The following is a 23,103-nucleotide window of genomic DNA, read 5'->3' as shown; positions in this document are numbered from 1 at the left end:
TCGATAGTGTTACGGCGGTCATGGCGGAGGGGAAACGCCCGGTTACATTCCGAACCCGGTAGCTAAGCCTTCCAGCGCCGATGGTACTGCACTCGGGAGGGTGTGGGAGAGTAGGACACCGCCGGACTTCTTTCCAGTCGAGGGCCGCCCCAGCAGGGTCGGCCCTCGACTGCGTAGCGTCGGTCGCGGCGCAATCAGGAAGGATGTACCTGTGAGTTCAGGACCGCGGGACGGAGATCGTCCCCGTCGTTACGAAGACCGCGCCGAGCGGCGCGGCGCGGCGCCGCGGCGCGACGACCGACCGCCGTACCGGGGCGACCGCGACGACCGGTCGCGCGATCAGCGCGACGGTTACAGCGGTGGCCGGGATGGCGGCTACCGCGGCGGTGACCGTTTTGAGGGTGGCTCCCGCTTCAGGGACGACGCCAGGCCCGCCGGGAGTGGTTACGGCCGCGACGGCGAGACCCGCGCGGGTGGCTTCCGCGGCGGCCCGCGCGGCGAGGGCCGGGACTTCCGTGGCGGTGACCGTCGTGAGGGTGGTTTCCGCTCGGGCCCGCGCGAGGGCGGCTTCCGCCGCGACGGCGACGGCCCGCGCGACGGTGGTTTCCGCGAGCGCCGTGAGGGCGGTTTCCGTCGTGACGGTGAGTCGCGCCCGGGCGGGTTCCGCGACCGTGAGGGTGGCTTCCGCGGTGGGGACCGCCGTGAGGGTGGCTTCCGCGGTGGGGACCGTCGCGAGGGTGGCTTCGGCGGCGAGCGCCGTGAGGGTGGTTTCCGTGGCGGCGAGCGCCGCGAGGGTGGCTACGGCGGTGATCGTCGCGAGGGCGGCTTCCGCGGCGGCGACCGTGAGAGCGGCTTCCGTGGCGGTGACCGTCGTGAGGGTGGCTTCCGCTCGGGCCCGCGTGAGGGCGGCTTCCGCCGCGACGGCGACGGCCCGCGCGACGGTGGTTTCCGCGAGCGCCGTGAGGGCGGTTTCCGTCGTGACGGTGAGTCGCGTCCGGGCGGGTTCCGCGACCGTGAGGGTGGCTTCCGCGGTGGGGACCGCCGTGAGGGTGGCTTCCGCGGCGGCGACCGCCGTGAGGGCGGTTTCCGTCGTGACGGTGAGTCGCGCCCGGGCGGGTTCCGCGAGCGTGAGGGCGGTTTCCGTGGCGGGGAGCGCCGTGAGGGCGGCTTCCGCGGCGGCGACCGCCGTGAGGGCGGCTTCGGGGGGGAGCGCCGTGAGGGCGGCTTCCGCGGTGGGGAGCGTCGCGAAGGTGGCTTCGGCGGCGAGCGCCGCGACGGTGGCTTCCGCCGGGAGGGCGACGCCCGCGAGCGTGGCTTCCGGGGCGGTGACCGTGAGGGCGGCTTCGGTGGCGGGGAGCGCCGTGAGGGTGGCTTCCGCGGCGGCGAGCGTCGTGACGGTGGTTTCCGCGGTGGGGAGCGTCGTGACGGTGGTTTCCGCGGCGGCGAGCGCCGTGACGGTGGTTTCCGCGGTGGGGAGCGCCGTGAGGGCGGCTTCCGCGGCGGCGAGCGCCGTGACGGTGGTTTCCGCGGTGGGGAGCGTCGCGAAGGTGGCTTCGGCGGCGAGCGCCGTGAGGGCGGCTTCCGCGGTGGGGAGCGTCGCGAGGGCGCGCCGGGCGACCGGCGGGAGCGAGCCGAGGCGGAAACCGACCGTGGGCCGGCGGCTCCGGCGTTGCCCGAGGAGATCGTCGCGACCGACCTGGACTCGACCGTCCGCGCCGAGCTGCTGTCGCTGGCCAAGCCGGTGGCGGAGACCGTCGCCCGGCACCTGGTCGCGACCGGCCAACTGATCGACGAGGACCCGGCGGAGGCACTGGCCCACGCGCTGGCCGCCCGTCGGCTCGCGTCCCGGATCTCCGCGGTCCGTGAGGCGGTCGGGCTGGCCGCGTACCACGCGGGGGAGTGGCAGTCGGCGATCGCCGAGCTGCGGACGTACCACCGGATGACCGGGTTGCAGAGCCACCTCGCCGTCCTCGCCGACTGCGAGCGGGCCCTGGGGCGCCCGGAGCGGGCGATCGACCTGTTCCGGGGCGCCGACCGGGAGCGGTTGGACAAGGCCGTCGCGATCGAGCTGCTGATCGTGGCCGCCGGGGCGCGCGGTGACCTGGGTCAGAAGGACGCCGCCGTGGCCATGCTCCAGGTACGCGAGCTGACCAGCGAGGCGACCGAGCCGTGGGCCGCCCGGCTCCGGTACGCGTACGCCGACGCGCTGCTCGCCGTGGGCCGGCGCGAGGAGGCCCGGGAGTGGTTCTCGCGCGCGGCCGAGGTCGACACCGAGGGTGAGACGGACGCGGCCGAGCGCCTCCTGGAGCTCGACGGGGTGGTGATCGAGGGCGACGAGGACGACGAGTCGGAGGAGATCGCCTCCGGGCCGGGCGCCCCGGGCGCCGTGCCGGCCGAGCCGGACGTCGACCTCACGGACCTCGCCGACCGTCCGGCGGACGACGGCGACGTGGACCCGGACGAACTGGTCCTGGACGCCGCGGACGGGCCGGCCGCGGCCGGCGGCGAGGACGACGATGACCGGGACGGCCGGTACGCCGACGACCTGGCCGACGACGAGCTGACCGACGACGAGGCTGCCGCCGTCGCTACGCACACGGAGCCGGCCGGCGCCACGGACGCGAGCGGCTCCGAGCCGGGCGACCCGGAGCAGGGTGCCGAGTCCCGCTCCTCGGGCGCGGACCAGCGGTGACGCCGGACGCCGGGGGCCGGCTGGTCGACGGGTACTCGTTGGTCGTCTTCGACCTGGACGGGGTGCTCTACCTGATCGACCAGCCGATCCCCGGCGCCGCGGAGGCGGTCGGCCGGCTGCACGCGGAGGGGCGGCCCGTCGCCTACGCCACGAACAACGCCTCGCGCCGTTCCAGCGAGGTCGCCGATCTGCTCACCGGGATGGGCGTGCCCGCCCGCCCGGAGGAGGTGCTGACGTCCGCCGCGGCCTCCGCCGAGCTGCTGCGGGAGCGGCTGCCGGCCGGCGCCGCGGTGCTGGTGGTGGGCGCGGAGGCGCTGCGCGCGGAGATCGCCGCCGTGGGGTTGCGGCCCGTGTCCCGCGCCGACGAGTCCCCGGCCGCCGTGGTGCAGGGGTACGGCCCGCAGGTGGGCTGGGTGGACCTGGCCGAGGCGTGTCTGGCGGTGCGCGCCGGCGCGTTGTGGATCGCCACGAACACCGACCGGACGCTGCCCAGCGGGCGGGGCCCGCTGCCGGGCAACGGGTCGCTGGTCGCCGCGCTGCGGACCGCCCTGGACCGGGAGCCGGACGTCGTGGTCGGCAAGCCCGAGCCGGCGCTGTTCGGCACCGCCGCCCGGCGGGCGGGGCAGGGGCGCGCCCTGGTGGTGGGCGACCGGTTGGACACCGACATCGAGGGCGCCAGCCGTGCGGGCCTCGACAGCCTGCTGGTACTGACCGGTGTCAGCGGCGTACCCGATCTGCTCGCCGCCCCGCCGCAGCGCCGCCCGACGTACGTGTCGTTCGACCTGGCCGGGCTGTTCGACCCGGCGGCGGTGGTCCGGGTGCCCGGCGCGGCGGTCCCAGGCGGCTGGAAGGCGACCGTGCGCGACGGTGGGCTGGAGCTGGCCGGAGCGGGACGGACCCTGGACGCCCTCGCGGCGCTGTGCGCCGTCGGCTGGGCCGCCGAGGCCGGCTCGCGGGTGCGGCCCGCCTCGCCGGAGGCCGACGCGGCCCTGTCCGCCCTCGGCGTGGCCGGCTGACCGTCCCGGCCGCGCCGGCGTGGCCGGCTGACCGCCCCGACCGGGCCGGCGTGCTCGGTCACGCCCGGCGCGGGGCCGTGGCCGGCCATCGGGCGGAGCTCAGAGCAGCTTACGAAGCTTCATCAGGTCGAACGGGTTCGCCTTGATCGAGACCCGCTTGGACGCGACCGCGCGGGTGATGTCCAGCTCACCGCGGACGAGGGCGAGCAGGTCGTCGCTGCTGGTGCTCAGGGCGATCTTCGCCTTCGGGTCGTCGCCGTCGGTCAGGTCGACCAGGCGCCCGTCGGCGAGCCGACCGTGGAACGCGGCGTCCAGGTCGGTGATCCGGCAGGCCAGGGTCCGGTCCAGGTCGATCCGCTCCCGTACGGTCTCGGCGTTGCGGTCCAGCCGGCCGGCCAGTTCCTGCAACGCCTGCCGGCACTCGTCCACGCTGGCCACATCGTCTCCTCACGCACGCCACGCCCGTTTCCCGGCACCGTACCGCAATGGGCGGCGCGGGGCGCCCGGTAGCGTGACACCTGCACACCCCACCCGTGGAAGGACTCAGGCATGCAGGACGCGTGGCGCGCCTACCTCGGACTGGCCATGGGCCTGACGGAGGCGCCCCGGAAGAAGGCCCAGGAGGTGGTGCGCCGGGCGGTCGGATCCGGCGGGGCGACGGCCGCCCAGCTCCAGGCGCTCGCCGAGGAGCTGGTCTCGACCGGCCTGGCCAACCGGGAGGCGCTGACCAAGCTGGTCCGCCTCGAGGTGGACCGCGCGCTCGGCGCGGTGGGGCTGGCCACGGCCGACGAGGTGGCGGAGCTGAGCCGCCGGGTGCGCGAGCTGGAGCGCCAGCTCCGGGAGGCCAGGACCGCGCCGCCGCCCCACGGGCCAGGGGCCGCGCCCTCCGGCGGGCCCACGACGGCTCCCGCTGTGCCGAAGGCCGCGGAGCCCGCGGCACCCGCCTCCGCCGCGGTTCCGACGAAGGCGGTGACGAAGAAGGCCGTGGCGAAGAAGGCGATCGCCCGCAAGCCGCCGGCGACGGTCAGCCGTACCGGGGGCGCGGGCACCGCGGCGGAGCCGGCCCGGCCGGTGAAGAAGGCGCCGGGCCGCGGGCAACAGCCGGGCGGTGCGGCGTGAGCGGGCCCGCGGCGGGCGGAGGCGGGCGGTGAGCGCGCCGTTCCGGCCCGGACCGCCGCCGGGGGCGCGGCCCGCGCCGCCGCCCGGTCCCCGGCCCACCCCGCCTCCGGGGCCGGCCGTCGTCGGGGACGTCGACGACGCCCGGCACCCGGCGGTCGACGCCGCTGTGCGGGCCATGGCGAACGCCGAGGCGCTGTCGCCGGCCGACCAGATCCCGCAGTACGAGGCGGCGTACCAGACGCTGCGGGAGACCCTCGCCACCATCGACCAGTCCTGACCGACCGGAGAACCATCCGATGGCACGTCGCAACCGGCTCGACGCCGAACTCGTCCGCCGCGGCCTGGCCCGCTCCCGGGAGCAGGCCGCCGCGTTGGTCGAGGCCGGCCGGGTCCAGCTGCGCGGGGTCCAGGCCCGCAAGGCCGCCGCGCTGGTCGATCCCGCCGACCCGCTGCTGGTGACGGGCGCCGACCCCAGCTCCGAGTACGTCTCCCGGGGCGGGCACAAGCTGGCCGGCGCGCTGGCCGCGTTCGCCCCGGGCGGGCTGCGCGTGGCCGGCCGGCGCTGCCTGGACGCCGGCGCCTCGACCGGTGGGTTCACCGACGTGCTGCTGCGCGCCGGCGCGGCCGAGGTGGTCGCCGTCGACGTCGGCTACGGCCAGCTCGCCTGGCCGCTACGCAACGACGACCGGGTACGGGTTCTCGAGCGCACCAACGTCCGCACGCTGACCCCGGAGGGCATCGGCGGGCAGGTGGAGCTGACGGTGGCCGACCTGTCGTTCATCTCGCTGCGGCTGGTGCTGCCGGCCCTGGCCGCCTGCACGCGGGCCGACGGCGACCTGGCGCTCATGGTGAAGCCCCAGTTCGAGGTGGGCAGGGAGCGGGTCGGCGCGGGCGGGGTGGTGCGGGACCCGGCGCTGCGCGCCGAGGCGGTGCTCGGCGTTGCCGCCGCGGCGGCCGAGCTGGGCCTGGGCCTGGCCGACGTGACGGCCAGCCCGCTGCCGGGCCCCAGCGGGAACGTGGAGTTCTTCGTATGGTTACGCCGGGACGCGGCGGCGGTCGACCCGGAGCGGGTGCGGGCAGTCGTGGCGGCCGGCCCGCAGGGTCCGATCCCGTCCGGAGACGCGCCGGAAACGGCCCCGGAGGAGGTGGCAGGGTGAGCGCGAGGAGTGAGCTTGTGAGCCCCGCAATCGTGAACGGAAGGCTGGCTGGGTGAGCGCGAGGAGTGAGCTTGCGAGCCCCGCAGTCGCGAACGGAAGGCTGGCTGGGTGAGCGCGAGGAGTGAGCTTGCGAGCCCCGCAGTCGCGAACGGAAGGCTGGCTGGGTGAGCGCGAGGAGAGAGCTTGCGAGCCCCGCAGTCGCGAACGGAAGGCGGACCCGGTGAGCCGTACCGCGCTGCTGGTGACGCACACCGGCCGGCGCCGCAGCACCGAGCATGCCCGGGCGGTCGCGGCCGACCTCATCGGCGCCGGGTTCGAGGTGCGGGTGGTGGCCGAGGAGGCGGAGGACCTGGACCTGCCCGGCGTGGTGCCGGTGACGGGCCCGGAGGCCGCCGAGGGGGCGGAGATCGTCTTCGCGCTCGGCGGGGATGGCACGTTCCTGCGCGCGGCGGAGCTGGCCCGGCCCGCGAAGGCCCCGCTGCTCGGCATCAACCTGGGCAAGGTCGGCTTCCTCGCCGAGGCGGAGATCGACGACCTGGACGAGGCGGTACGCGACGTGGTCGGGCGCAACTACACCGTGGACGAGCGGCTGACCCTCGACGTCACCGCGGAGTTCGAGGGCGGCCCGACCATCGAGTCGTGGGCGCTCAACGAGATCAGCGTCGAGAAGGGCGAGCGGGCCCAGATGCTGGAGCTGCTCGTGGACGTGGACGGCCGGCCGCTGTCCCGGTACGGCTGCGACGGCGTGGTCTGCGCCACCCCGACGGGCTCCACGGCGTACGCGTTCTCGGGCGGCGGGCCGGTGGTGTGGCCGGAGGTGGAGGCGCTGCTGCTGGTGCCGATCAGCGCGCACGCGCTGTTCAGCCGGCCGCTGGTCACCGCGCCGACCTCGACGTTCTCCATCACGGTCGACCCGTTCACCACCCTTGCCGTGCTCTCCTGCGACGGGCGGCGCGTCTACGACCTGCCGCCGGGGGCCCAGGTGACGGTGCGCCGGGGCACCCTGCCGGTGCGGGTCGTGCGGCTGCGGGCCCGGCCCTTCACCGACCGGCTGGTGGCGAAGTTCGGGCTGCCGGTGCACGGCTGGCGGGGCGGACGCAGGTGACCGGCCTGTCCCAGGCGCCCGGCCAGGGCTGACGGGGCAGGGCCCGCGGCGCCACGGGTCGGGCGCGGGCGGGCCGGACGGCGCGACGGTCACCGCACCCCGGCCGCGCCGGCTGGTCAACTGTCGGGGCCCGCGTCTAGTGTCGGGTGCTGTGCTGGAGGAGCTGCGCATCACCGGACTGGGCGTCATCGAGGACACGACCCTCCCGTTGACCGGCGGGATGAACGTGATCACCGGCGAGACCGGCGCCGGCAAGACCATGGTGGTCACCGGCCTCGGCCTGCTCTTCGGCGGCCGGGCCGACGCGGGTCGGGTGCGGGCCGAGCCGGGCCGGGCGGTGGTCGAGGGGCGGCTGCGACTCGACGGGCGGGTCGCCGCCGCGGTGCACGCCCGGGTGACGGACGCCGGTGGCGAGCCCGACGAGGACGGTTCGCTGCTGCTGAGCCGCACGGTGACGGTGGAGGGGCGCTCCCGGGCGCACGTGGGCGGGCGCAGCATGCCGGTGGCGATGCTCGGCGAGGTCGGCGAGCAGGTGGTGGCCGTGCACGGCCAGTCCGACCAGCTGCGGCTGCTGCGCCCGGCGGAGCAGCGGGCCGCGCTGGACCGGTTCGCCGGCCCGGAGCACGAGAAGCTGCTCGAGGCGCTGCGGGAGGCGTACACGCGGTGGCGGGCGGTGGTCGACGACCTGGCCGACCGGCGGCGCAACGCCCGGCAGCGCAACCAGGAGGCCGACCTGCTGCGGCTGGGGCTGGACGAGATCAGCCGGGTCGACCCGCAGCCGGGGGAGGACGACGAGCTGCGGGCGGAGGCGCAGCGGCTGGAGCACGCCGAGGGGCTGCGCACGGCCGCGCAGACCGCGTACCAGTGCGTGGCCGGCGGTGCCGAACCGACCGACGAGACGCCGGACGCGACCGCCCTGCTCGGGCTGGCCCGCCGCACCCTGGAGGCGCAGGCCGGCACCGACGCGTCCCTCGGCGACCTCGCGGCCCGGCTGGAGGAGGCGGCGACCCTGGTCGCGGACGTCTCCGCCGAGCTGTCGACCTATCTGGACGCTCTCGACGCGGATCCCGCGCGGCTGCAGACCGTCTACGAGCGGCGGGCCGCGCTGCGGGCGCTGACCCGCAAGTACGCCGACGACGTCGACGGGGTGATCGCCTGGGCGGAACGGGCGCGCACCCGACTGTCCGACCTGGACACCTCGGACGAGCTGCTCGACGAGCTGGACCGGGAGGCGTCTCGGCTGGCCACCGAGGTGGCGGAGCTGGCCGGGCGGGTGTCGGCCTCCCGACAGGAGGCGGCGACCCGGTTCGCCGAGCAGGTCACCGTCGAGCTGGCCGGGCTGGCCATGCCGCACGCCCGGGTGGAGGTGGCGGTGCTGCCCCGGCCGGCCGGCCGGACCGAGCCGGGCCTGCCGGTCAACGGCGTCGAGGTCGGCGTCGGCCCGGACGGCGGCGACGAGGTGGAGCTGCGGCTGCTGGCGCACCCCGGGGCCCCGGCGCTGCCGTTGCAGCGGGGCGCCTCCGGCGGCGAGCTGTCCCGGGTGATGCTCGCCATCGAGGTGGTCTTCGCCGGGTCCGGCGGCCCGCCCACCCTGGTCTTCGACGAGGTCGACGCGGGGGTCGGCGGTCAGGCGGCGGTGGAGATCGGCCGCCGGCTGGCCCGGCTGGCCCGCTCCCACCAGGTGTTGGTGGTCACCCACCTGCCGCAGGTGGCCGCGTTCGCCGACCGGCATCTGGTGGTGGCGAAGGACACCGGCGGTGCGGTCACCACGAGCGGGGTGCGGGTGGTGGAGGACACCGAGCGGGCCCGGGAGCTGGCCAGGATGCTGGCGGGTTTGCCGGACTCGGACCTGGGTATCGCCCACGCCGAGGAGCTTCTGGCCGTGGCGGCTCGGGAACGGCGACCCTGACCGTGAGCGATTGTGACCGCACGCACACCGGTGTGCGTACGGGTGTGCTTCCCTGGGTAGGCGGCCCTGCTCAGGCATGTCGCGACAGATAAAACCTGCCTCACATGCCAGGATGGTCACGATGCGTCTACCCACGTTGCGCCGGAGCCGGAACGCGGAACCGGACAAAGTCCAAGGGACCGCGCGCCTCGACCGCCGGACGAAGCGCCTGGTCGGTCGGCTGCGCCCCGGCGACATCGCGATCATCGACCACGTCGACCTGGACCGGGTGGCGGCCGACTCGCTGGTGGCGGTCGGCGTCGGGGGGGTGCTCAACGCGAAGCCGTCGATCTCCGGCCGCTACCCCAACCTGGGGCCGGAGGTCCTGGTTGGGGCCGGCATCCCGCTGTTGGACGACCTGGGTGAGGGCATCTTCGAGCGGGTCCGTGAGGGCGACGTCGTCCGGATCGAGGGCAACACCGTGTTCGTCGGCGACGAGCCGGTGGCGCACGGCGCGCTTCAGGACGCGGAGACGGTGGCCAAGGCCATGGCCGACGCCCGCGAGGGGCTGTCGGTGCAGTTGGAGGCGTTCGCCGCCAACACCATGGACTACCTCAAGCAGGAGCGCGACCTGCTCCTCGACGGCGTCGGGGTGCCGGAGATCCGGACGCAGGTGCAGGGGCGCCACTGCCTGATCGTGGTCCGGGGGTACGACTACAAGGCCGACCTGGACGTGCTGCGCCCGTACATCCGGGAGTTCAAGCCGGTGCTGATCGGCGTGGACGGCGGCGCCGACGCGCTGGTCGAGGCGGGCTACACGCCCGACATGATCATCGGGGACATGGACTCGGTCACCGACGACGTGCTGCGCTGCGGCGCGGAGGTGGTCGTGCACGCGTACCCGGACGGCCGGGCGCCGGGGCTGCCCCGGGTGACCGCGTTGGGTGTGTCGGCGATCACCTTCCCGGCGGCGGCGACCAGCGAGGACCTGGCCATGCTGCTCGCCGACGAGAAGGGCGCCTCCCTGCTGGTGGCGGTCGGCACGCACGCCACCCTCGTCGAGTTCCTCGACAAGGGCCGGGGCGGGATGGCCTCCACGTTCCTCACCAGGCTCAAGGTCGGCGGGAAGCTGGTGGACGCCAAGGGCGTGAGCCGGCTCTACCGGCAGAGCATCTCCGGCTCGTCGCTGCTGCTGCTGGTCCTCTCCGCGGTGGCGGCGATGGCCTCCGCCGTGGCGGTCTCCACCGTCGGCAAGGCGTACCTGGGCGTGGTCAGCGAGTGGTGGAACAATTTCGTGTTCCAGCTCGGCCAGCTCTTCTAGCTCCCGACCGACCGATCAAGAGGCTGCAAGCGTGATCAATTTCCGCTACCACGTGGTGTCCCTGACCGCGGTCTTCCTGGCGCTGGCCATCGGCCTGGTGGTCGGCACGGCCGCCCTCAACGGGCCGGTGGCCGACTCGCTCAAGGGGCGGGTCGACGGGCTGAGCAAGGACAACCAGCTCATGCGCCAGCAGGTCAGCAACATGCAGAAAGAACTGGACATGGAGGAGCAGTTCGCCGCGGAGATCGCCCAGGTCGTCCTGCCGGGCAAGCTCGCCGGCCGCCGGGTGGTCCTGCTCACCCTGCCCAGCGGCCGGGAGCACACCGAGGGCGTGCTCAAGATGCTCCAGCTCGCCGGCGTCACCGTCACCGGCCGCGTCGACCTGCAGGACAAGTTCATCAACCCGGAGAACAACAGCAACCTCATGGAGTTGGCGGTCACCGCGGCCCGGCCGACCGCCCCCGCGTCCGGGCTGCCCGGCAACGGGCACGGGGTGGAGACCTCCAGCGCCATGCTCGCCAGCGTCCTGCTGGACCGGGCCCCCGGCGTCGAGCCGGTCAGCGAGGCCGACCGTAGGGCGGTGCTGGCCTCGTACAGCAACGGGGGGTACCTCACGACCGACGACAAGGTGACCGGGCCGGCCGAGGCGGTCGTGCTGGTCAGCGGCCAGCCGTACGTGGACAAGGACTCCGACAAGAAGGACCAGTCGGTCGTCAAGGTCGCCGAGCAGTTCGACCGCAGCGGCGCGATCGTTGTGGCTGGCATCGGCTCGACCGGCGGGAACGTCGTGGCGGTCGTCCGGGGGGACCCGGTGCTGTCCCAGTCGATCTCCACCGTCGACGACGCCAACACGGCGCAGGGGCAGGTGGTCACGAGCCTGGCGCTGGTGCAGCAGTTGACCGAGAAGAAGGCCGGTCAGTACGGCGTGGGCGACAACGCAGCCTCCCTGCTGCCTAAACTGCCCCAGTGAGCGAACGATCCGCCTGGATGTCCGACATTGCCGACCGTCGCCCGTGGGGCGTGCCGAACGGGGTGACCGCAATGAGCCTGCTGGGCCGCCTGTTGATCGTCGGGGCCGGCGCCGCCGCCGCCCGGTACGCCCTGCGCCAGGTGCGCACCGCACCGGCCGCCCCGGCGTTGGAGCGCACCAACTTCCGGGGCCGCACCGTCACCCTGGCCGCCGGGCCGGCGCTGGCCGCCGGCGCCGCCGCGGCCGGCGCGCTCGGCGCGTCCGGGCCGGCCGCCGGCGCCGCCGCGCTCGTCGCCGGCCTCGGCGGGGGCGCGGTCGGGCTCTACGACGACGTGGTGGGCGCCCGGCCCGAGCAGAAGACGGCCAAGGGCTTCGCCGGCCACCTCGCCGCGCTGCGCGAGGGTCGGGTCACCGCCGGCCTCGTCAAGATCGCCGGGGTGGGCGCGGCCGGCCTCGGCGCCGCCGCGCTGCTGGCCGCCGACCCCACGGTCGCCGCGCATCCCCGCCGGCGGCGCCAGGGCCCCCTGGGCCGCACCGTGGACGTGCTGCTCGGCGCCGGGGTGGTCGCCGGCACCGCCAATCTGCTCAACCTGCTGGACCTGCGCCCGGGGCGGGCGCTGAAGTCCGGCCTGCTGCTGGGCGCCCCGCTGACCCGGGGCCCCCACGGCGGGATCGCCGCCGGCGCGGTGGGCGCCGCCGCCGGGCTGCTCCCCGACGACCTCGACGAGCAGGTGATGGTCGGCGACAGCGGGGCCAACGCGCTCGGCGCGGTGCTCGGCGTGGCGCTGGCCGCCCGCACCGGGCCGCTCGGCCGGGCCGCCGCGCTCGCCGTGCTGGCCGGGCTCACCGCGGCCAGCGAGAAGGTCAGCTTCACCCAGGTCATCCAGGCCACCCCCGGCCTGCGGGAGCTCGACGAGCTGGGCCGGCGAACCGACTGACGTGAAGAAACCGGCACCCCTCGCCGGCGCCGGGCGCGTCGCCGGAGCGGCCGCGCTCATCGCCGTGCTCACCGTGCTCAGCCGGCTCGCCGGCTTCGGGCGCACCGTCGTGTTCACCTGGGTGGTGGAGCGCAGCGACCTCGGCGGCATGTACGTCGTCGCGAACACCGTGCCCAACATCATCTTCGAGATCGTGGCCGGCGGGGCGCTGGCCAGTCTCGTCGTACCGCTGCTGGCCGGGCCGGTCGCGGCGGGCGACCGGCGGGCGGTGGGCGCCACCACCGGGGCCCTGTTGACCTGGACGCTGACCCTGCTGGTGCCGCTGGCGGTGGTGGTCGGGCTGCTGGCCGGCCCGATCGTCGAGGCGATCAGCTCCGGCCGCAGCCCGGCGGAGCTGGCGGCCGGCGCCCGGATGCTGCGCGTCTTCGCCCCCCAGCTGCCGCTGTACGGGATCGGCATCGTGCTCACCGGGGTGCTCCAGGCGCACCGCCGGTTCGCCTGGCCCGTCATCGCGCCGCTGCTGTCCAGCGTCACCGTCATCGCGGTGTACCTGGCCTTCGACGGGGCGGAGGGGCGCGGGGCCACGATCGCCGAGGTGAGCCGGGGCGGGGAGCTGATCCTCTCCGCGGGCACCACCCTCGGTGTGGTGGTGCTGTCGCTGTCCCTGCTGGTCCCGCTGCGCCGGCTGGGCCTGCGGCTGCGCCCCGGGTACGGCTTCCCCGCCGACGCCCGCGCCCGCATCGGCGGCCTGGCCGTGGCCGGGGCGGTGACCGTCACCGCCCAGCAGATCGCCCTGGCGGTGATCATCAAGAGCGTCTCGGGCGGGCCCACCGGCTCGCCGCAGGTGTTCAACGTGGCCCAGACGATGTATCTGCTGCCCTGGGCGGTGCTGGCCGTGCCGCTCGCCGTGGCCGCGTACCCGGCGCTCGCGGCCGCGTCGGCGGCCGGCGACGAGGCCGCGTACGGGCGTACCCTGGCCTCGACCGCCCGGGGCGTGTTGCTGTTCAGCTGCCTCGGCGCGGCGGCGCTGGCCGGCACCGCCGCGCCGGTCGCGGCGTTCTTCTACGCCGACGATCCCGCCCCGGTGGCCGCCGCGATCGCCGGCTTCGCCCCGGGGCTGCTCGGCTACGGCCTGTTCGCGGTGCTCTCCCGCGCCCTGTACGCCCGGGGCGACACCCGGCCGGCGACCCTGGCGATCACCGTCGGCTGGCTCGCGGTACCGGTGGCCGTCGCGCCCCTGGCGGCGCTGCTGCCCCGCGCCGACCGGGTGCTCGCGGTCACCCTCGCGAACTCGGTCGGGATGCTGCTGCTCGGCGCCCTGCTGGTCCTCGCCGTGCGCCGGGTGGCCGGCCCGGCGGCGCTGGCCGGCGCCGCCCGCGCCGGTGCGGCCGGGCTGCTGGCCGGGGCGCTCGCCGCGCTCGCCGGGGCCGCCACCGCGGGCTGGCTCGCCGGGGCCGGCACCCCGACGAGACCCGCGGCGGCCGTGCAGGGCATGCTGTCGGCAGCCGCGGTCGGCGTGGCGTTCCTCGCCGTGGCGTACCTGGCGGACCCCCGGGACGTGCGGCCGCTGCTCGCCGCCGTGCGCCGCCGTCTCGGCCGCGCGGGCCGAGGATCCGGGCGGGGCGAGGGGCCGCGGCGGGAGGACCCGATCGGTACGGAACGGGGCGACGGGAAGGAGACGGTGTCGGGGTGAGCGCGACGACGACCGACCGACCGACGACGGACCGGAGGTGGTCGCGGTGACCGACGCCACGGGAGCCGTCCGCTGGCCCGGCACGGTGGCGCTGGTGCTCGGCTCCAGCACCGGCGGCGTCGGCCAGCACATCCGCTACCTCGCCCGGGGGCTCGCCGAAGCGGGCGCCTCGGTGCTGGTCTGCGGCCCGGCCGCCACCCAGGAACAGTTCGACTTCGCCGGCGCCGGTGCCCGGTTCCGGCCCGTCGAGATCCCGGCCAGCCCCACCCCGGCCGACGCCCGGGCCGTCGCCGCGCTGCGACGCGTACTGGCCGACGAGCCGGTCGACGTGGTGCACGCCCACGGGCTGCGCGCCGGGCTGGTCGCCGTCCTCGCCCGGCCGGCGGTCCCGCTGGTGGTCACCTGGCACAACGCGGTCCTCGCCCGCGGCCTGCGCGGCGGGCTGTCCCGGCTCGCCGAACGCGTCGTCGCCCGGTCCGTCCGGGTCGCCCTGGGCGCCTCCGCCGACCTCGTGCAGCGAGCCGCGGTGCTCGGCGCCGCCGACGCCCGGCTCGCCCCGGTCGCCGCGCCGGCCCTGCCCGCGCCGCGTCGCCGCCGCGCCGCCGTCCGGGCCGAGTTCGGGGCGGCCCCCGGCCAGCCGCTGATCCTGTCCGTGGGACGGCTGCACCCGCAGAAGCGGTACGACGTGCTGGTCGACGCCGCCGCCCGGTGGCGCGGCCGTACCCCGTCCCCGGTCGTGGTGATCGCCGGCAGCGGGCCCGCGTACCTGGCGTTGGCCGCCCGGATCTCCGCCGCCCGGGCCCCGGTCACCCTGCTCGGCCACCGCACCGACGTGGCCGACCTGCTCGCCGGCGCGGACCTGGCCGTGGTGACCAGCGACTGGGAGGCCCGCCAGCTGTTCGCCCAGGAGGCGCTGCGGGCCGGCGTGCCGCTGGTGGCGACCGCCGTCGGCGGGCTGCCGGAGCTGGTCGGCGACGCCGCCGTGCTGGTGCCCCCTGGCGACGTGGACGCCGTCGACGCGGCCGTGCGCGAGCTGCTCGACGACGAGCCCCGCCGGGCCGAGCTGGCCGGGCGCGGCGCCGTGCGGGCGGCGACCTGGCCCACCGAGGCCGAGACGGTCGCGCAGCTGGCCGCGCTCTACGCGGAGCTGGCCCCCGCCGCCGCAGGGCCCGCCGCCCGTGACACCGCCCCCGCCGGGCCCGCCGCCCGCGGCACCGCCCCCGCCTCGGCCGCCGCCGGGTCCGCCGCCTCGGCCGCCGCCGGGCCCGCCGCCCGCGGCACCGCCCCCGCCTCGGCCGCCGCCGGGTCCGCCGCCTCGGCCGCCGCGGGCTCCGAGACCGGCGATCCCGACGCCGACGCCCCCTCGACGGGACGCCCCTGATGCTGCGCCGACTGACGCCGGTCCTGCTCACCCTCCTGGTCGTGGCGTTCGGCGTCACCGCCCTCGCCGCCCGGCCCGACAGGGCCGCCCCGCGCCGCACCGCCGACTTCGTGGTGCTGGCTGGGGTGACCGGACTGCGCTGGGACGACGTCGACCAGCGCGACACCCCGACCCTGTGGGCCCTGGCCCGGCAGGGCTCGATCGGCTCGCTGTCGGTCCGCTCGGCGCACCGGCCGACGTGTCCCGTCGACGGCTGGCTGACTCTCGGGGCCGGCAACTTCGCCGCCTGGAACGGCAGCCGCGCCGCGGCTGGTTGCCCGGCCGCGGCGGTGACCGTCGAGCAGCCGGACGGCATCGGCGCGAACCTGCCCGACCAGGAGAGCGTCGTGCAGCACAACCAGCAGCGCCTGCCGTGGGGCACGGTGCCGGGCTCGCTGTCGGAGTCGGTGCGCTGCTCGGTGGCGGTGGGCCCCGGCGCGGCGGTGGCGGCCGCCCGCCCGTTCGGCCGCGTCGACCGGTACGCCCCGGGGCTGCCCGCGGACCCGGCCCCGCTGCTCGGCTCCTGCGTCCTGAGCATCGTCGACCTCGGCACCGTCGCCGGCGAGGACCCGGCTGCCCGGGCGGCGCAGGCCCGGCGGGCCGACGCCGAGCTGGCCCGGGTGCTCGCCGCCCGCCCGCCGAACTCCCTCGTGCTGGTCGCCGGGGTCTCCGACACCGATCTGCCGTCCCGGCTGCACGTCGCGGTCGCCGACGGCCCGGGCTGGGAGCGCGGCTGGCTCACCTCGCCCAGCACCGGCCGCGAGGGATACCTGCAACTGGTCGACCTGGCGCCGACCGCCCTCGCCGCGCTCGGCCGGCCGATGCCCGAGCGGCTCTTCCTCGGCCGGCCCGCCGTGGCCGTGGCCGGCCGTCCGGCGGATCTGCCCGCGGCGATCGCCGCGACGGCCGACGCCGACCGGGAGGCCGGCGCCCAGCGCCGGGTGGCCGGCTGGTTCTTCGCCCTGCTCACCGTCGCGCAGGTGCTGCTCGCGGTGGCGGTGCTGCCGCTGCTGCGCCGCGCCCGCCGGCACGCCGGCCCGGTCGGCCCGGCCCCGGTGTCGCGGCGGGTCGTGGCGGTGGTGGAGCTGCTGCTGGTCGGCGCCGCCCTGGCGGTGCCGGCGGCCCTGCTCGCCGACGCCGTGCCGTGGTGGCGCGGTACGCACGCGGGCTGGTGGTTCGCCACCGTGACGGCGCTCCTGGTGGTCGGGGCGACCGCCGCCGTCCGGTTCACCCCCGGGTACGGCTCGACGCTCGGGCCGCTCGGCGCCGTCGCGGCCCTGGCCACCCTCGTGGTCGCCGCGGACGTGCTCACCGGCGCCCGGCTGCAGCTCAACGGGGTGGTGGGCTATTCGGCCCTGGAGGGCGGCCGGTACGCCGGGCTGGGCACCGTCGGGCTCGGCGTGTTCGCCGCCGGGGCGCTGCTCAGCGCCGGCTGGCTGGCCCGACGGGTACGCCGGGAGTGGCGCCCCGTCGCGGTGGTCGCCGTCGGCGGGGCCGCCGTGCTCGTGGTCGGCAGCCCGTACCTGGGCGCCGACTCGATCGGCGCGATCGCGCTGACCGCCGGGGTGAGCGTGGCCGCCGCGATCAGCACCGGCGGCTGGCTGACGGTCAGCAGGCTGGCCTGGGCGGCCATGGCCGGGTTGGCGGTGATGGTCGGCTTCGCCGTGGTCGACCTGCGCCGGCCCGCCCCCGAACGCGGCAGCCTCGGCCGCTTCCTGGCCGCCGTCGGCGACGGCACCGGCGGTCTGACCGTCCACCGCTCCAGCACCGCCAACGTGGAGACGCTGGTCAACAGCCCGCTCACCCTGCTGGCGTTGGCCGGGGCGCTGCTGGTCTGGTTCGCCCTGCTGCGGCCCTGGGGTGGGCTGATGCGGCTGTTCGGCATCTACCCGACGATGCGGGCGGCGATGGCCGGCACGGCGGTGGCGGCCGGGATCGGCGGGGTGCTCGGCGGCTCGGCGCTGGACGTCGCCGGCTCGGCCGGGGCGCTGGTGGTGCCCATGGCGGCGCTGGCGGCGCTGCGGGTGCTCGACCACTCCACCGACCGGACCCGCCCCGGTGACGGCCACCCCGCCGCCGACCGGCCCGGCGCCGGGTACGAGGGGTCGCCGCCCACCCCCGGAGGCGGTGACGCGACGGCGGCGCCGGCCGACCGCGCGCCCGGCAGGGCGGCGGCCGACGACGCCACCCCGGCCGACCGTGGCGCCACCCCGGCTGCCGCCGCGCGGGGCCGCTGACACCCCCGCCTCGCTGTCCGGCGGCACCGCCACGCCGGCGGCCGACGCTGCCGGCGCCCCGGCGCCCCGGCGCCCCCGGCGCCCCCGCCGACGACGGCGGCGACGCCGCGCCGGACCGGGCCGCGGGCGCGTCGACCGAGGTCGCGAGGGCCTGACCGCCCGGCGTCCCGGCCGGGCGACCCCGGGTGCGGCCTGCGGCCCCGGGCCGGGGAGGTGTTAGCGTGGAATCCCGTGGATCGCGTGATCACTCTGCTGATCGGCACGGCGGTCTGCACGACCGCGACGGACGACACGGGAGCAGGCCTTGGCCCCTACAGCACGGACGACCAGGCACATTTTCGTCACCGGGGGCGTGGCCTCCTCGCTGGGTAAGGGCCTCACCGCCTCCAGCCTCGGCAATCTCCTGACCGCACGTGGGCTGCGTGTGGTCATGCAGAAGCTCGACCCCTACCTCAACGTCGACCCGGGGACGATGAACCCGTTCCAGCACGGCGAGGTCTTCGTCACCGAGGACGGCGCCGAGACCGACCTGGACGTCGGGCACTACGAGCGGTTCCTGGACCGGGCGCTCTCCGGCAAGGCGAACGTGACCACCGGCCAGATCTACTCCGACGTGATCGCCAAGGAGCGGCGCGGCGAGTATCTGGGCGACACGGTGCAGGTGATCCCGCACATCACCAACGAGATCAAGTCCCGCATCCTCGGCATGGCGGACCCCGACGCCGACGGCCAGGTGCCGGACGTGGTGATCACCGAGGTCGGCGGCACGGTCGGCGACATCGAGTCCCTGCCGTTCCTGGAGGCGATCCGCCAGGTCCGCCACGACCTCGGCCGGGACAACTGCTTCTACCTGCACGTCTCGCTCGTGCCGTACCTGGCCCCGTCCGGGGAGCTGAAGACCAAGCCGACCCAGCACTCGGTGGCGCAGCTGCGCAGCATCGGCATCCAGCCCGACGCGCTCGTGCTGCGCTGCGACCGGGAGATCCCGGACAAGGTCAAGGAGAAGCTGTCCCTCTACTGCGACGTCGACCGGGAGGCCGTCACCGCCGCCCCGGACGCCCCGAGCATCTACGACATCCCGAAGGTGCTGCACCGCGAGGGCCTGGACGCGTACGTGGTGCGCCGGCTCGGCCTGTCCTTCCGCGACGTGGACTGGAGCCGCTGGGACGACCTGCTCGACCGGGTGCACCAGCCCCGCCACACCGTCACCGTGGCGGTGGTCGGCAAGTACGTCGACCTGCCCGACGCGTACCTGTCGGTCAGCGAGGCGATCCGGGCCGCCGGCTTCGGCCACCGGGCCCGGGTGCAGCTGCGCTGGGTGCCCAGCGACGACTGCGTCACCCCGGCCGGCGCCACGGCGGCCCTGGGCGGCGCGGACGGCATCGTCATCCCCGGCGGGTTCGGCGTGCGCGGCATCGAGGGCAAGATCGGCGCCGCCCGGTACGCCCGGGAGAACGGCGTGCCGCTGCTCGGCCTCTGCCTCGGCCTGCAGTGCATGACGATCGAGGTGGCCCGACACCTGGCCGGCCTGGACGGCGCGAACTCGCTGGAGTTCGACGAGGAGGCCGTCCACCCGGTCATCGCCACCATGGCCGACCAGGAGGACATCGTCGCCGGCAAGGGCGATCTGGGCGGCACCATGCGGCTCGGGGCGTACCCGGCGACGCTGGCCGCGGGGTCGATCGTCGCCGAGGCGTACGGCAGCACGGAGGTCAGCGAGCGGCACCGGCACCGGTACGAGGTGAACAACGCCTACCGCGACCAGCTCACCAAGGCCGGGCTGCACATCTCCGGCACGTCCCCGGACGGCCGGCTCGTCGAGTTCGTCGAGCTGGACCGCGACCTGCACCCGTTCTTCGTGGCCACCCAGGCGCACCCCGAGCTGAAGAGCCGCCCGACCCGCCCGCACCCGCTGTTCGCCGCGTTCGTGGCCGCCGCGGTGGCGTACTCCGAGGCCGACCAGCTTCCCGTGGACCTCGACGGCGCGGCGGCGCCGCGCGGCGCGGCGGTCGCGAAGGCGGGGTCGGCCTCGTGAGCGCCGTGGAGCACCGCTACGAGGTGGCCGGGCGGCGGGAACGCTACGCCGGGAAGATCTTCTCCGTGGTGACCGACGAGGTCACCATGCCGGGCGGCGGCACGTCCGCGCGCGACTACGTCCGGCACGTCGGCGCGGTCGCCGTCGTGGCGCTCGACGACGCCGGCCAGGTGGTCCTCGTCCGGCAGTACCGACACCCCGTCGGCAGGCGCCTGTGGGAGCTGCCGGCCGGGCTGATGGACGTCTCCGGGGAGGACCTGGCCGCCGCGGCGGCCAGGGAACTGGCCGAGGAGGCCGACCTCACCGCCGGTTCCATCGACGTGCTGGTCGACCTGCACAGCTCGCCGGGCTTCTCCGACGAGGTGGTCCGGGTGTTCCTGGCCCGCGACCTGGCCGACGTGCCGGTCGACCAGCGCCACGAGCGCAGCGAGGAGGAGGCGGACCTCCAGGTGGTCCGGGTCGACCTGGACGAGGCGGTCCGGATGGTCCTGGACGGCGAGATCACCAACGCGTCCGCCGTGGCCGGGCTGCTCGCCGCCGCCCGCGCCCGCGACGCCGGCTGGTCGGCGCTGCGCCGCCCGGACGCGCCGCTGCCGCGCTGACCGGGGCGCGGCGCGCCGAGGGGGTACGACGACGAGGGGCCGTGCGCAGGCACGGCCCCTCGTGTCGTCTCGGGTTGTCAGTCGCGCAGCGGGCGACCCTGACCGTCGACGCCGCCGTTGACCAGGATCAGGATGCCGTCGATGGTGCCCCAGAGGGCGCCGAAGCCGCAGGTCACGAAGGTCACCACGAGCTGCAGGACGCCGATCTTGGTGTGCCCCATGTAGAACCGCCCGACGCCGAAGCCGCCGAGCAGGATGCCGAGGATGCCCGCCACCATCTTGCTCTTGTCGGACACGCCCTGCGGGTACTGCTGGTAAGGAGTGCTCATGGGGCGACACCCTAGTGATCTCCGGCGATCCTGTCCGCAGCAGGGTCCCCCAGGTGGGACGATGGGGGACGAACAGTGTCCTGACGGCTGAGGCGCTCTCCACCGCCGGCCCGGTCGATACCTGACACATCGTCAGCACAGCCGGCCACCGGATGTCACTGTGTCGGCTGCCCAGCGGATTCGGCGGGCCTAGACTGCCGCCGCGGGGACCGGTGGACCGCGGCGGCAACGGGGCCGGCGCGCACCGACAGTCGGGGTGGGACGGCCCCGGAGAGAGGGGTCTGCACGTGAAGGTCGGAATCCCACGCGAGGTCAAGAACCACGAGTACCGCGTGGCGATCACGCCGGCGGGCGTCAACGAGTTCACCCGCGGCGGCCACCAGGTCTTCGTCGAGTCCGGCGCCGGCGCCGGGTCGAGCATCACCGACGAGGAGTTCGCCGCCGCCGGGGCCAAGATCCTGGCCACGGCGGACGAGGTGTGGGACGCCGCGGAGATGGTGCTCAAGGTCAAGGAGCCGATCGCCGAGGAGTACCACCGGATGCGCGAGGGGCAGGTGCTCTTCACCTACCTGCACCTGGCCGCCTCCAAGGCGTGCACCGACGCGCTGCTCGACCGGAAGGTCACCGGCATCGCGTACGAGACGGTCGAGCTGCCCGACCGGTCGCTGCCGCTGCTCGCCCCGATGTCCGAGGTGGCCGGCCGGCTCGCCCCGCAGGTCGGCGCGTACCACCTGCAGCGGCAGGGCGGCGGGCGCGGCATCCTGATGGGCGGCGTCTCCGGCGTGTACGCGGCCAAGACGGTGGTCATCGGCGCCGGCGTGTCCGGCATGAACGCCGCCGCCATCGCGCTCGGCCTGCAGGCCGAGGTGCTGCTGCTGGACAAGAACGTCGCGCGGCTGCGTCAGGCCGACGCCATCTACCGGGGCCACCTGCAGACGGTCGCCTCCAACGCGTACGAGATCGAGCGGGCCGTGCTCGACGCGGACCTGGTCATCGGCGCGGTGCTGGTGCCCGGCGCGAAGGCCCCGACCCTGATCTCCAACGAGCTGGTCTCCCGGATGAAGCCGGGCAGCGTGCTGGTGGACATCTCCATCGACCAGGGGGGCTGCTTCGAGGACTCCCGCCCGACCACGCACGCCGAGCCGACCTACAAGGTGCACGAGTCGATCTTCTACTGCGTGGCGAACATGCCCGGCGCCGTGCCGCACACCAGCACGTACGCGCTGACCAACGTCACCGTGCCGTACGCCCTCGAGCTCGCCAACCACGGCTGGCGCGAGGCGCTGCGCCGCGACCCGGCCCTGGCGCTGGGCCTGAACACCCACGACGGCCAGGTCGTGTACGGGCCGGTCGCCGAGGCGCACGGCATGCGCCACCTGCCGCTGACCGAGGTGCTGGCCTGACCGACGAGGCGCGCACCGGAGCACCGGACAGGGCCGGCGCGGGCAGGCAGCCCGCGCCGGCCCTGCGCCGTGCCGTGCGCGGCTACCTCGACCACCTCACCGTCGAGCGCGGCCTGTCCGCCAACACCCTCGCGTCGTACCGGCGGGACCTGGACCGCTACCTGGCCACCCTGGCCGCCGCCGGCGTCACCGACCTGGCCGCCGTCGACGCCGCCCAGGTCGAGGCGCACCTGGCCCGGCTGCGCGCCGGCTCCGACGGCCACCCGCCGCTCGCGGTCTCCTCGGCCGCCCGGGCCGCCAGCGCCGTGCGCGGCCTGCACCGCTTCGCCGTGCGCGAGGGCCTGGCCGGCGGCGACCCCAGCCGCGACGTCCGCCCGCCCGTCCCGCCGCGCCGGCTGCCCCGGGCGCTCGCCGTCGACCAGGTGGTGCGGCTGCTGGAGACCGCCGGGCCGCTGACCGCCGCCGGCGACGCCGCGCCGCTCGCGCTGCGCGACCGGGCGTTGCTGGAGTTCCTGTACGGCACCGGGGCGCGCATCTCCGAGGCCGTCGGCGCCGCCGTCGACGACCTGGACACCGGCGAGGGGACGGCGCTGCTGCGGGGCAAGGGCGGGCGCACCCGACTCGTGCCGATCGGCGGGTACGCCGTCGAGGCGCTGGGCGCCTGGCTGGTACGCGGCCGGCCCGCCCTGGTCGCCGCCGGCCGGGGCACCCCGGCGGTCTTCGTCAACGCCCGCGGCGGCGCGCTGACCCGGCAGGGCGCGTGGACGATCCTGCGCCGGGCCGCCGAGCGGGCCGGACTGCCGGTGGACGGTCCCGGCGCGGTCTCCCCGCACACCCTGCGGCACTCGTACGCCACCCACCTGCTCGACGGCGGCGCCGACGTGCGGGTCGTGCAGGAACTGCTCGGCCACGCCTCGGTGACCACCACCCAGGTGTACACATTGGTCACCGTGGAGCGGCTGCGCGAGGTGTACGCTACCGCCCATCCCCGCGCCCGCGGCTGAGCCCGCGCGCCCCGGCGGTCCCGGTCCGCCCCGCCCCGCCCGGGCCGGCGCACCGGCCCCGGCCAGGCAGGCGGCCGACACGCCGCACGGCTGCCGAACGCGCTGCTCGCCGGTGGCGTACAGTCGGCATGGCGCGGGCCTGGCGGAGCGAAGCGGACCGGGTGCGCAGCGGCG

General features: G+C 76.2%; 19 protein-coding genes, 1 rRNA gene and 1 pseudogene. 18 read left to right on the top strand and 3 right to left on the bottom strand.

The annotated features are described in order from the left end of the window. The first annotated feature begins 10 nt into the window (after positions 1–10). Positions 11–127, top strand: a 5S ribosomal RNA gene (rrf, locus tag ABGB16_RS25315). A gap of 90 nt (positions 128–217) precedes the next feature. Here rrf and ABGB16_RS25310 read toward each other — a convergent pair. Then, positions 218–1,765 carry a hypothetical protein gene (locus ABGB16_RS25310; protein WP_347670580.1) on the bottom strand — a complete coding sequence of 516 codons (1,548 nt, stop codon included), beginning with the start codon at positions 1,763–1,765 and terminating at the stop codon, positions 218–220. Between ABGB16_RS25310 and ABGB16_RS25305 the strand changes: the two genes are divergently transcribed. Together ABGB16_RS25305 and ABGB16_RS25300 are read left to right on the top strand one after the other, a co-directional pair. After that, complete coding sequence (locus ABGB16_RS25305; RefSeq protein ID WP_347670587.1) at positions 1,724–2,692, top strand: Replicase polyprotein 1ab; 969 nt, start codon at positions 1,724–1,726, stop codon at positions 2,690–2,692. The two genes, ABGB16_RS25310 and ABGB16_RS25305, sit on opposite strands and share 42 nt — an antisense overlap. Continuing rightward, entirely contained in the window at positions 2,689–3,708 is a 1,020-nt protein-coding gene (locus ABGB16_RS25300; protein WP_347670579.1) for an HAD-IIA family hydrolase, read from the top strand. The genes ABGB16_RS25305 and ABGB16_RS25300 overlap by 4 nt, the downstream gene beginning before the upstream one ends. Before the next feature lie 99 nt (positions 3,709–3,807). Here the strand turns inward: ABGB16_RS25300 and ABGB16_RS25295 are convergent, their stop codons facing one another. Next, positions 3,808–4,146 (bottom strand): SCP2 sterol-binding domain-containing protein, encoded by a 339-nt coding sequence (locus tag ABGB16_RS25295; RefSeq protein WP_347670578.1) that lies wholly within the window; start codon positions 4,144–4,146, stop codon positions 3,808–3,810. Between the two features lie 111 nt (positions 4,147–4,257). Between ABGB16_RS25295 and ABGB16_RS25290 the strand changes: the two genes are divergently transcribed. The 13 genes and pseudogenes from ABGB16_RS25290 (at position 4,258) to ABGB16_RS25230 (ending at position 20,193) form a co-directional block, all read left to right on the top strand. Beyond that, a complete protein-coding gene (locus tag ABGB16_RS25290; protein ID WP_347670577.1) occupies positions 4,258–4,827 on the top strand; it encodes a hypothetical protein in 570 nt (189 codons plus the stop codon). 28 nt (positions 4,828–4,855) lie between these two features. Next, a complete protein-coding gene (locus ABGB16_RS25285; protein WP_347670576.1) occupies positions 4,856–5,104 on the top strand; it encodes a hypothetical protein in 249 nt (82 codons plus the stop codon). Between the two features lie 19 nt (positions 5,105–5,123). Further along, complete coding sequence (locus ABGB16_RS25280; RefSeq protein ID WP_347670575.1) at positions 5,124–5,984, top strand: TlyA family RNA methyltransferase; 861 nt, start codon at positions 5,124–5,126, stop codon at positions 5,982–5,984. A gap of 220 nt (positions 5,985–6,204) precedes the next feature. Further along, positions 6,205–7,089: an NAD kinase gene (locus ABGB16_RS25275; protein ID WP_347670574.1), complete on the top strand. Its 885-nt coding sequence runs from the start codon at positions 6,205–6,207 to the stop codon at positions 7,087–7,089. 151 nt (positions 7,090–7,240) lie between these two features. Next, complete coding sequence (gene recN / locus ABGB16_RS25270; protein WP_347670573.1) at positions 7,241–8,998, top strand: DNA repair protein RecN; 1,758 nt, start codon at positions 7,241–7,243, stop codon at positions 8,996–8,998. A gap of 121 nt (positions 8,999–9,119) precedes the next feature. Next, the gene (steA, locus tag ABGB16_RS25265; RefSeq protein ID WP_347670572.1) at positions 9,120–10,298 is read left to right on the top strand and encodes a putative cytokinetic ring protein SteA; all 1,179 of its coding nucleotides are present in this window, start codon (positions 9,120–9,122) and stop codon (positions 10,296–10,298) included. Positions 10,299–10,329: 31 nt separating this feature from the next. Further along, positions 10,330–11,268, top strand: coding sequence for a copper transporter (locus tag ABGB16_RS25260; RefSeq protein ID WP_347670571.1), 939 nt, complete (start codon positions 10,330–10,332; stop codon positions 11,266–11,268). A 71-nt stretch (positions 11,269–11,339) separates the two neighbouring features. Continuing rightward, on the top strand, positions 11,340–12,206 hold the full coding sequence (locus tag ABGB16_RS25255; RefSeq protein WP_347670586.1) for a hypothetical protein: 867 nt from the start codon (positions 11,340–11,342) through the stop codon (positions 12,204–12,206). 1 nt (position 12,207) lies between these two features. Beyond that, positions 12,208–13,899, top strand: a complete 1,692-nt coding sequence (locus ABGB16_RS25250) for a lipid II flippase MurJ (RefSeq protein ID WP_347670570.1) — start codon at positions 12,208–12,210, stop codon at positions 13,897–13,899. A gap of 46 nt (positions 13,900–13,945) precedes the next feature. Next, a pseudogene (locus tag ABGB16_RS25245) lies at positions 13,946–15,067 on the top strand (glycosyltransferase family 4 protein); the annotation flags it as partial. Between the two features lie 212 nt (positions 15,068–15,279). After that, positions 15,280–17,556: a hypothetical protein gene (locus ABGB16_RS25240; protein WP_347670569.1), complete on the top strand. Its 2,277-nt coding sequence runs from the start codon at positions 15,280–15,282 to the stop codon at positions 17,554–17,556. Positions 17,557–17,860: 304 nt separating this feature from the next. Further along, complete coding sequence (locus ABGB16_RS25235) at positions 17,861–19,591, top strand: CTP synthase (protein ID WP_347670568.1); 1,731 nt, start codon at positions 17,861–17,863, stop codon at positions 19,589–19,591. Then, positions 19,588–20,193 (top strand): NUDIX hydrolase, encoded by a 606-nt coding sequence (locus tag ABGB16_RS25230; protein ID WP_347670567.1) that lies wholly within the window; start codon positions 19,588–19,590, stop codon positions 20,191–20,193. The genes ABGB16_RS25235 and ABGB16_RS25230 overlap by 4 nt, the downstream gene beginning before the upstream one ends. Before the next feature lie 77 nt (positions 20,194–20,270). On the opposite strand, the gene ABGB16_RS25225 is transcribed toward ABGB16_RS25230, so the two are convergent. Further along, positions 20,271–20,585, bottom strand: a complete 315-nt coding sequence (locus ABGB16_RS25225) for a TM2 domain-containing protein (RefSeq protein ID WP_347670585.1) — start codon at positions 20,583–20,585, stop codon at positions 20,271–20,273. A gap of 224 nt (positions 20,586–20,809) precedes the next feature. On the opposite strand from ABGB16_RS25225, the gene ald reads away from it, so the two are divergent. Together ald and ABGB16_RS25215 are read left to right on the top strand one after the other, a co-directional pair. Beyond that, on the top strand, positions 20,810–21,925 hold the full coding sequence (gene ald / locus ABGB16_RS25220) for an alanine dehydrogenase (RefSeq protein WP_347670566.1): 1,116 nt from the start codon (positions 20,810–20,812) through the stop codon (positions 21,923–21,925). After that, on the top strand, positions 21,922–22,929 hold the full coding sequence (locus tag ABGB16_RS25215; protein ID WP_347670584.1) for a site-specific tyrosine recombinase XerD: 1,008 nt from the start codon (positions 21,922–21,924) through the stop codon (positions 22,927–22,929). The genes ald and ABGB16_RS25215 overlap by 4 nt, the downstream gene beginning before the upstream one ends. Positions 22,930–23,103: the final 174 nt, after the last annotated feature.

The sequence above is a fragment of the Micromonospora sp. B11E3 genome, assembly GCF_039871625.1.
Lineage (GTDB): Bacteria > Actinomycetota > Actinomycetes > Mycobacteriales > Micromonosporaceae > Micromonospora.
This window is presented reverse-complemented; position numbering and strand designations above follow the sequence as displayed.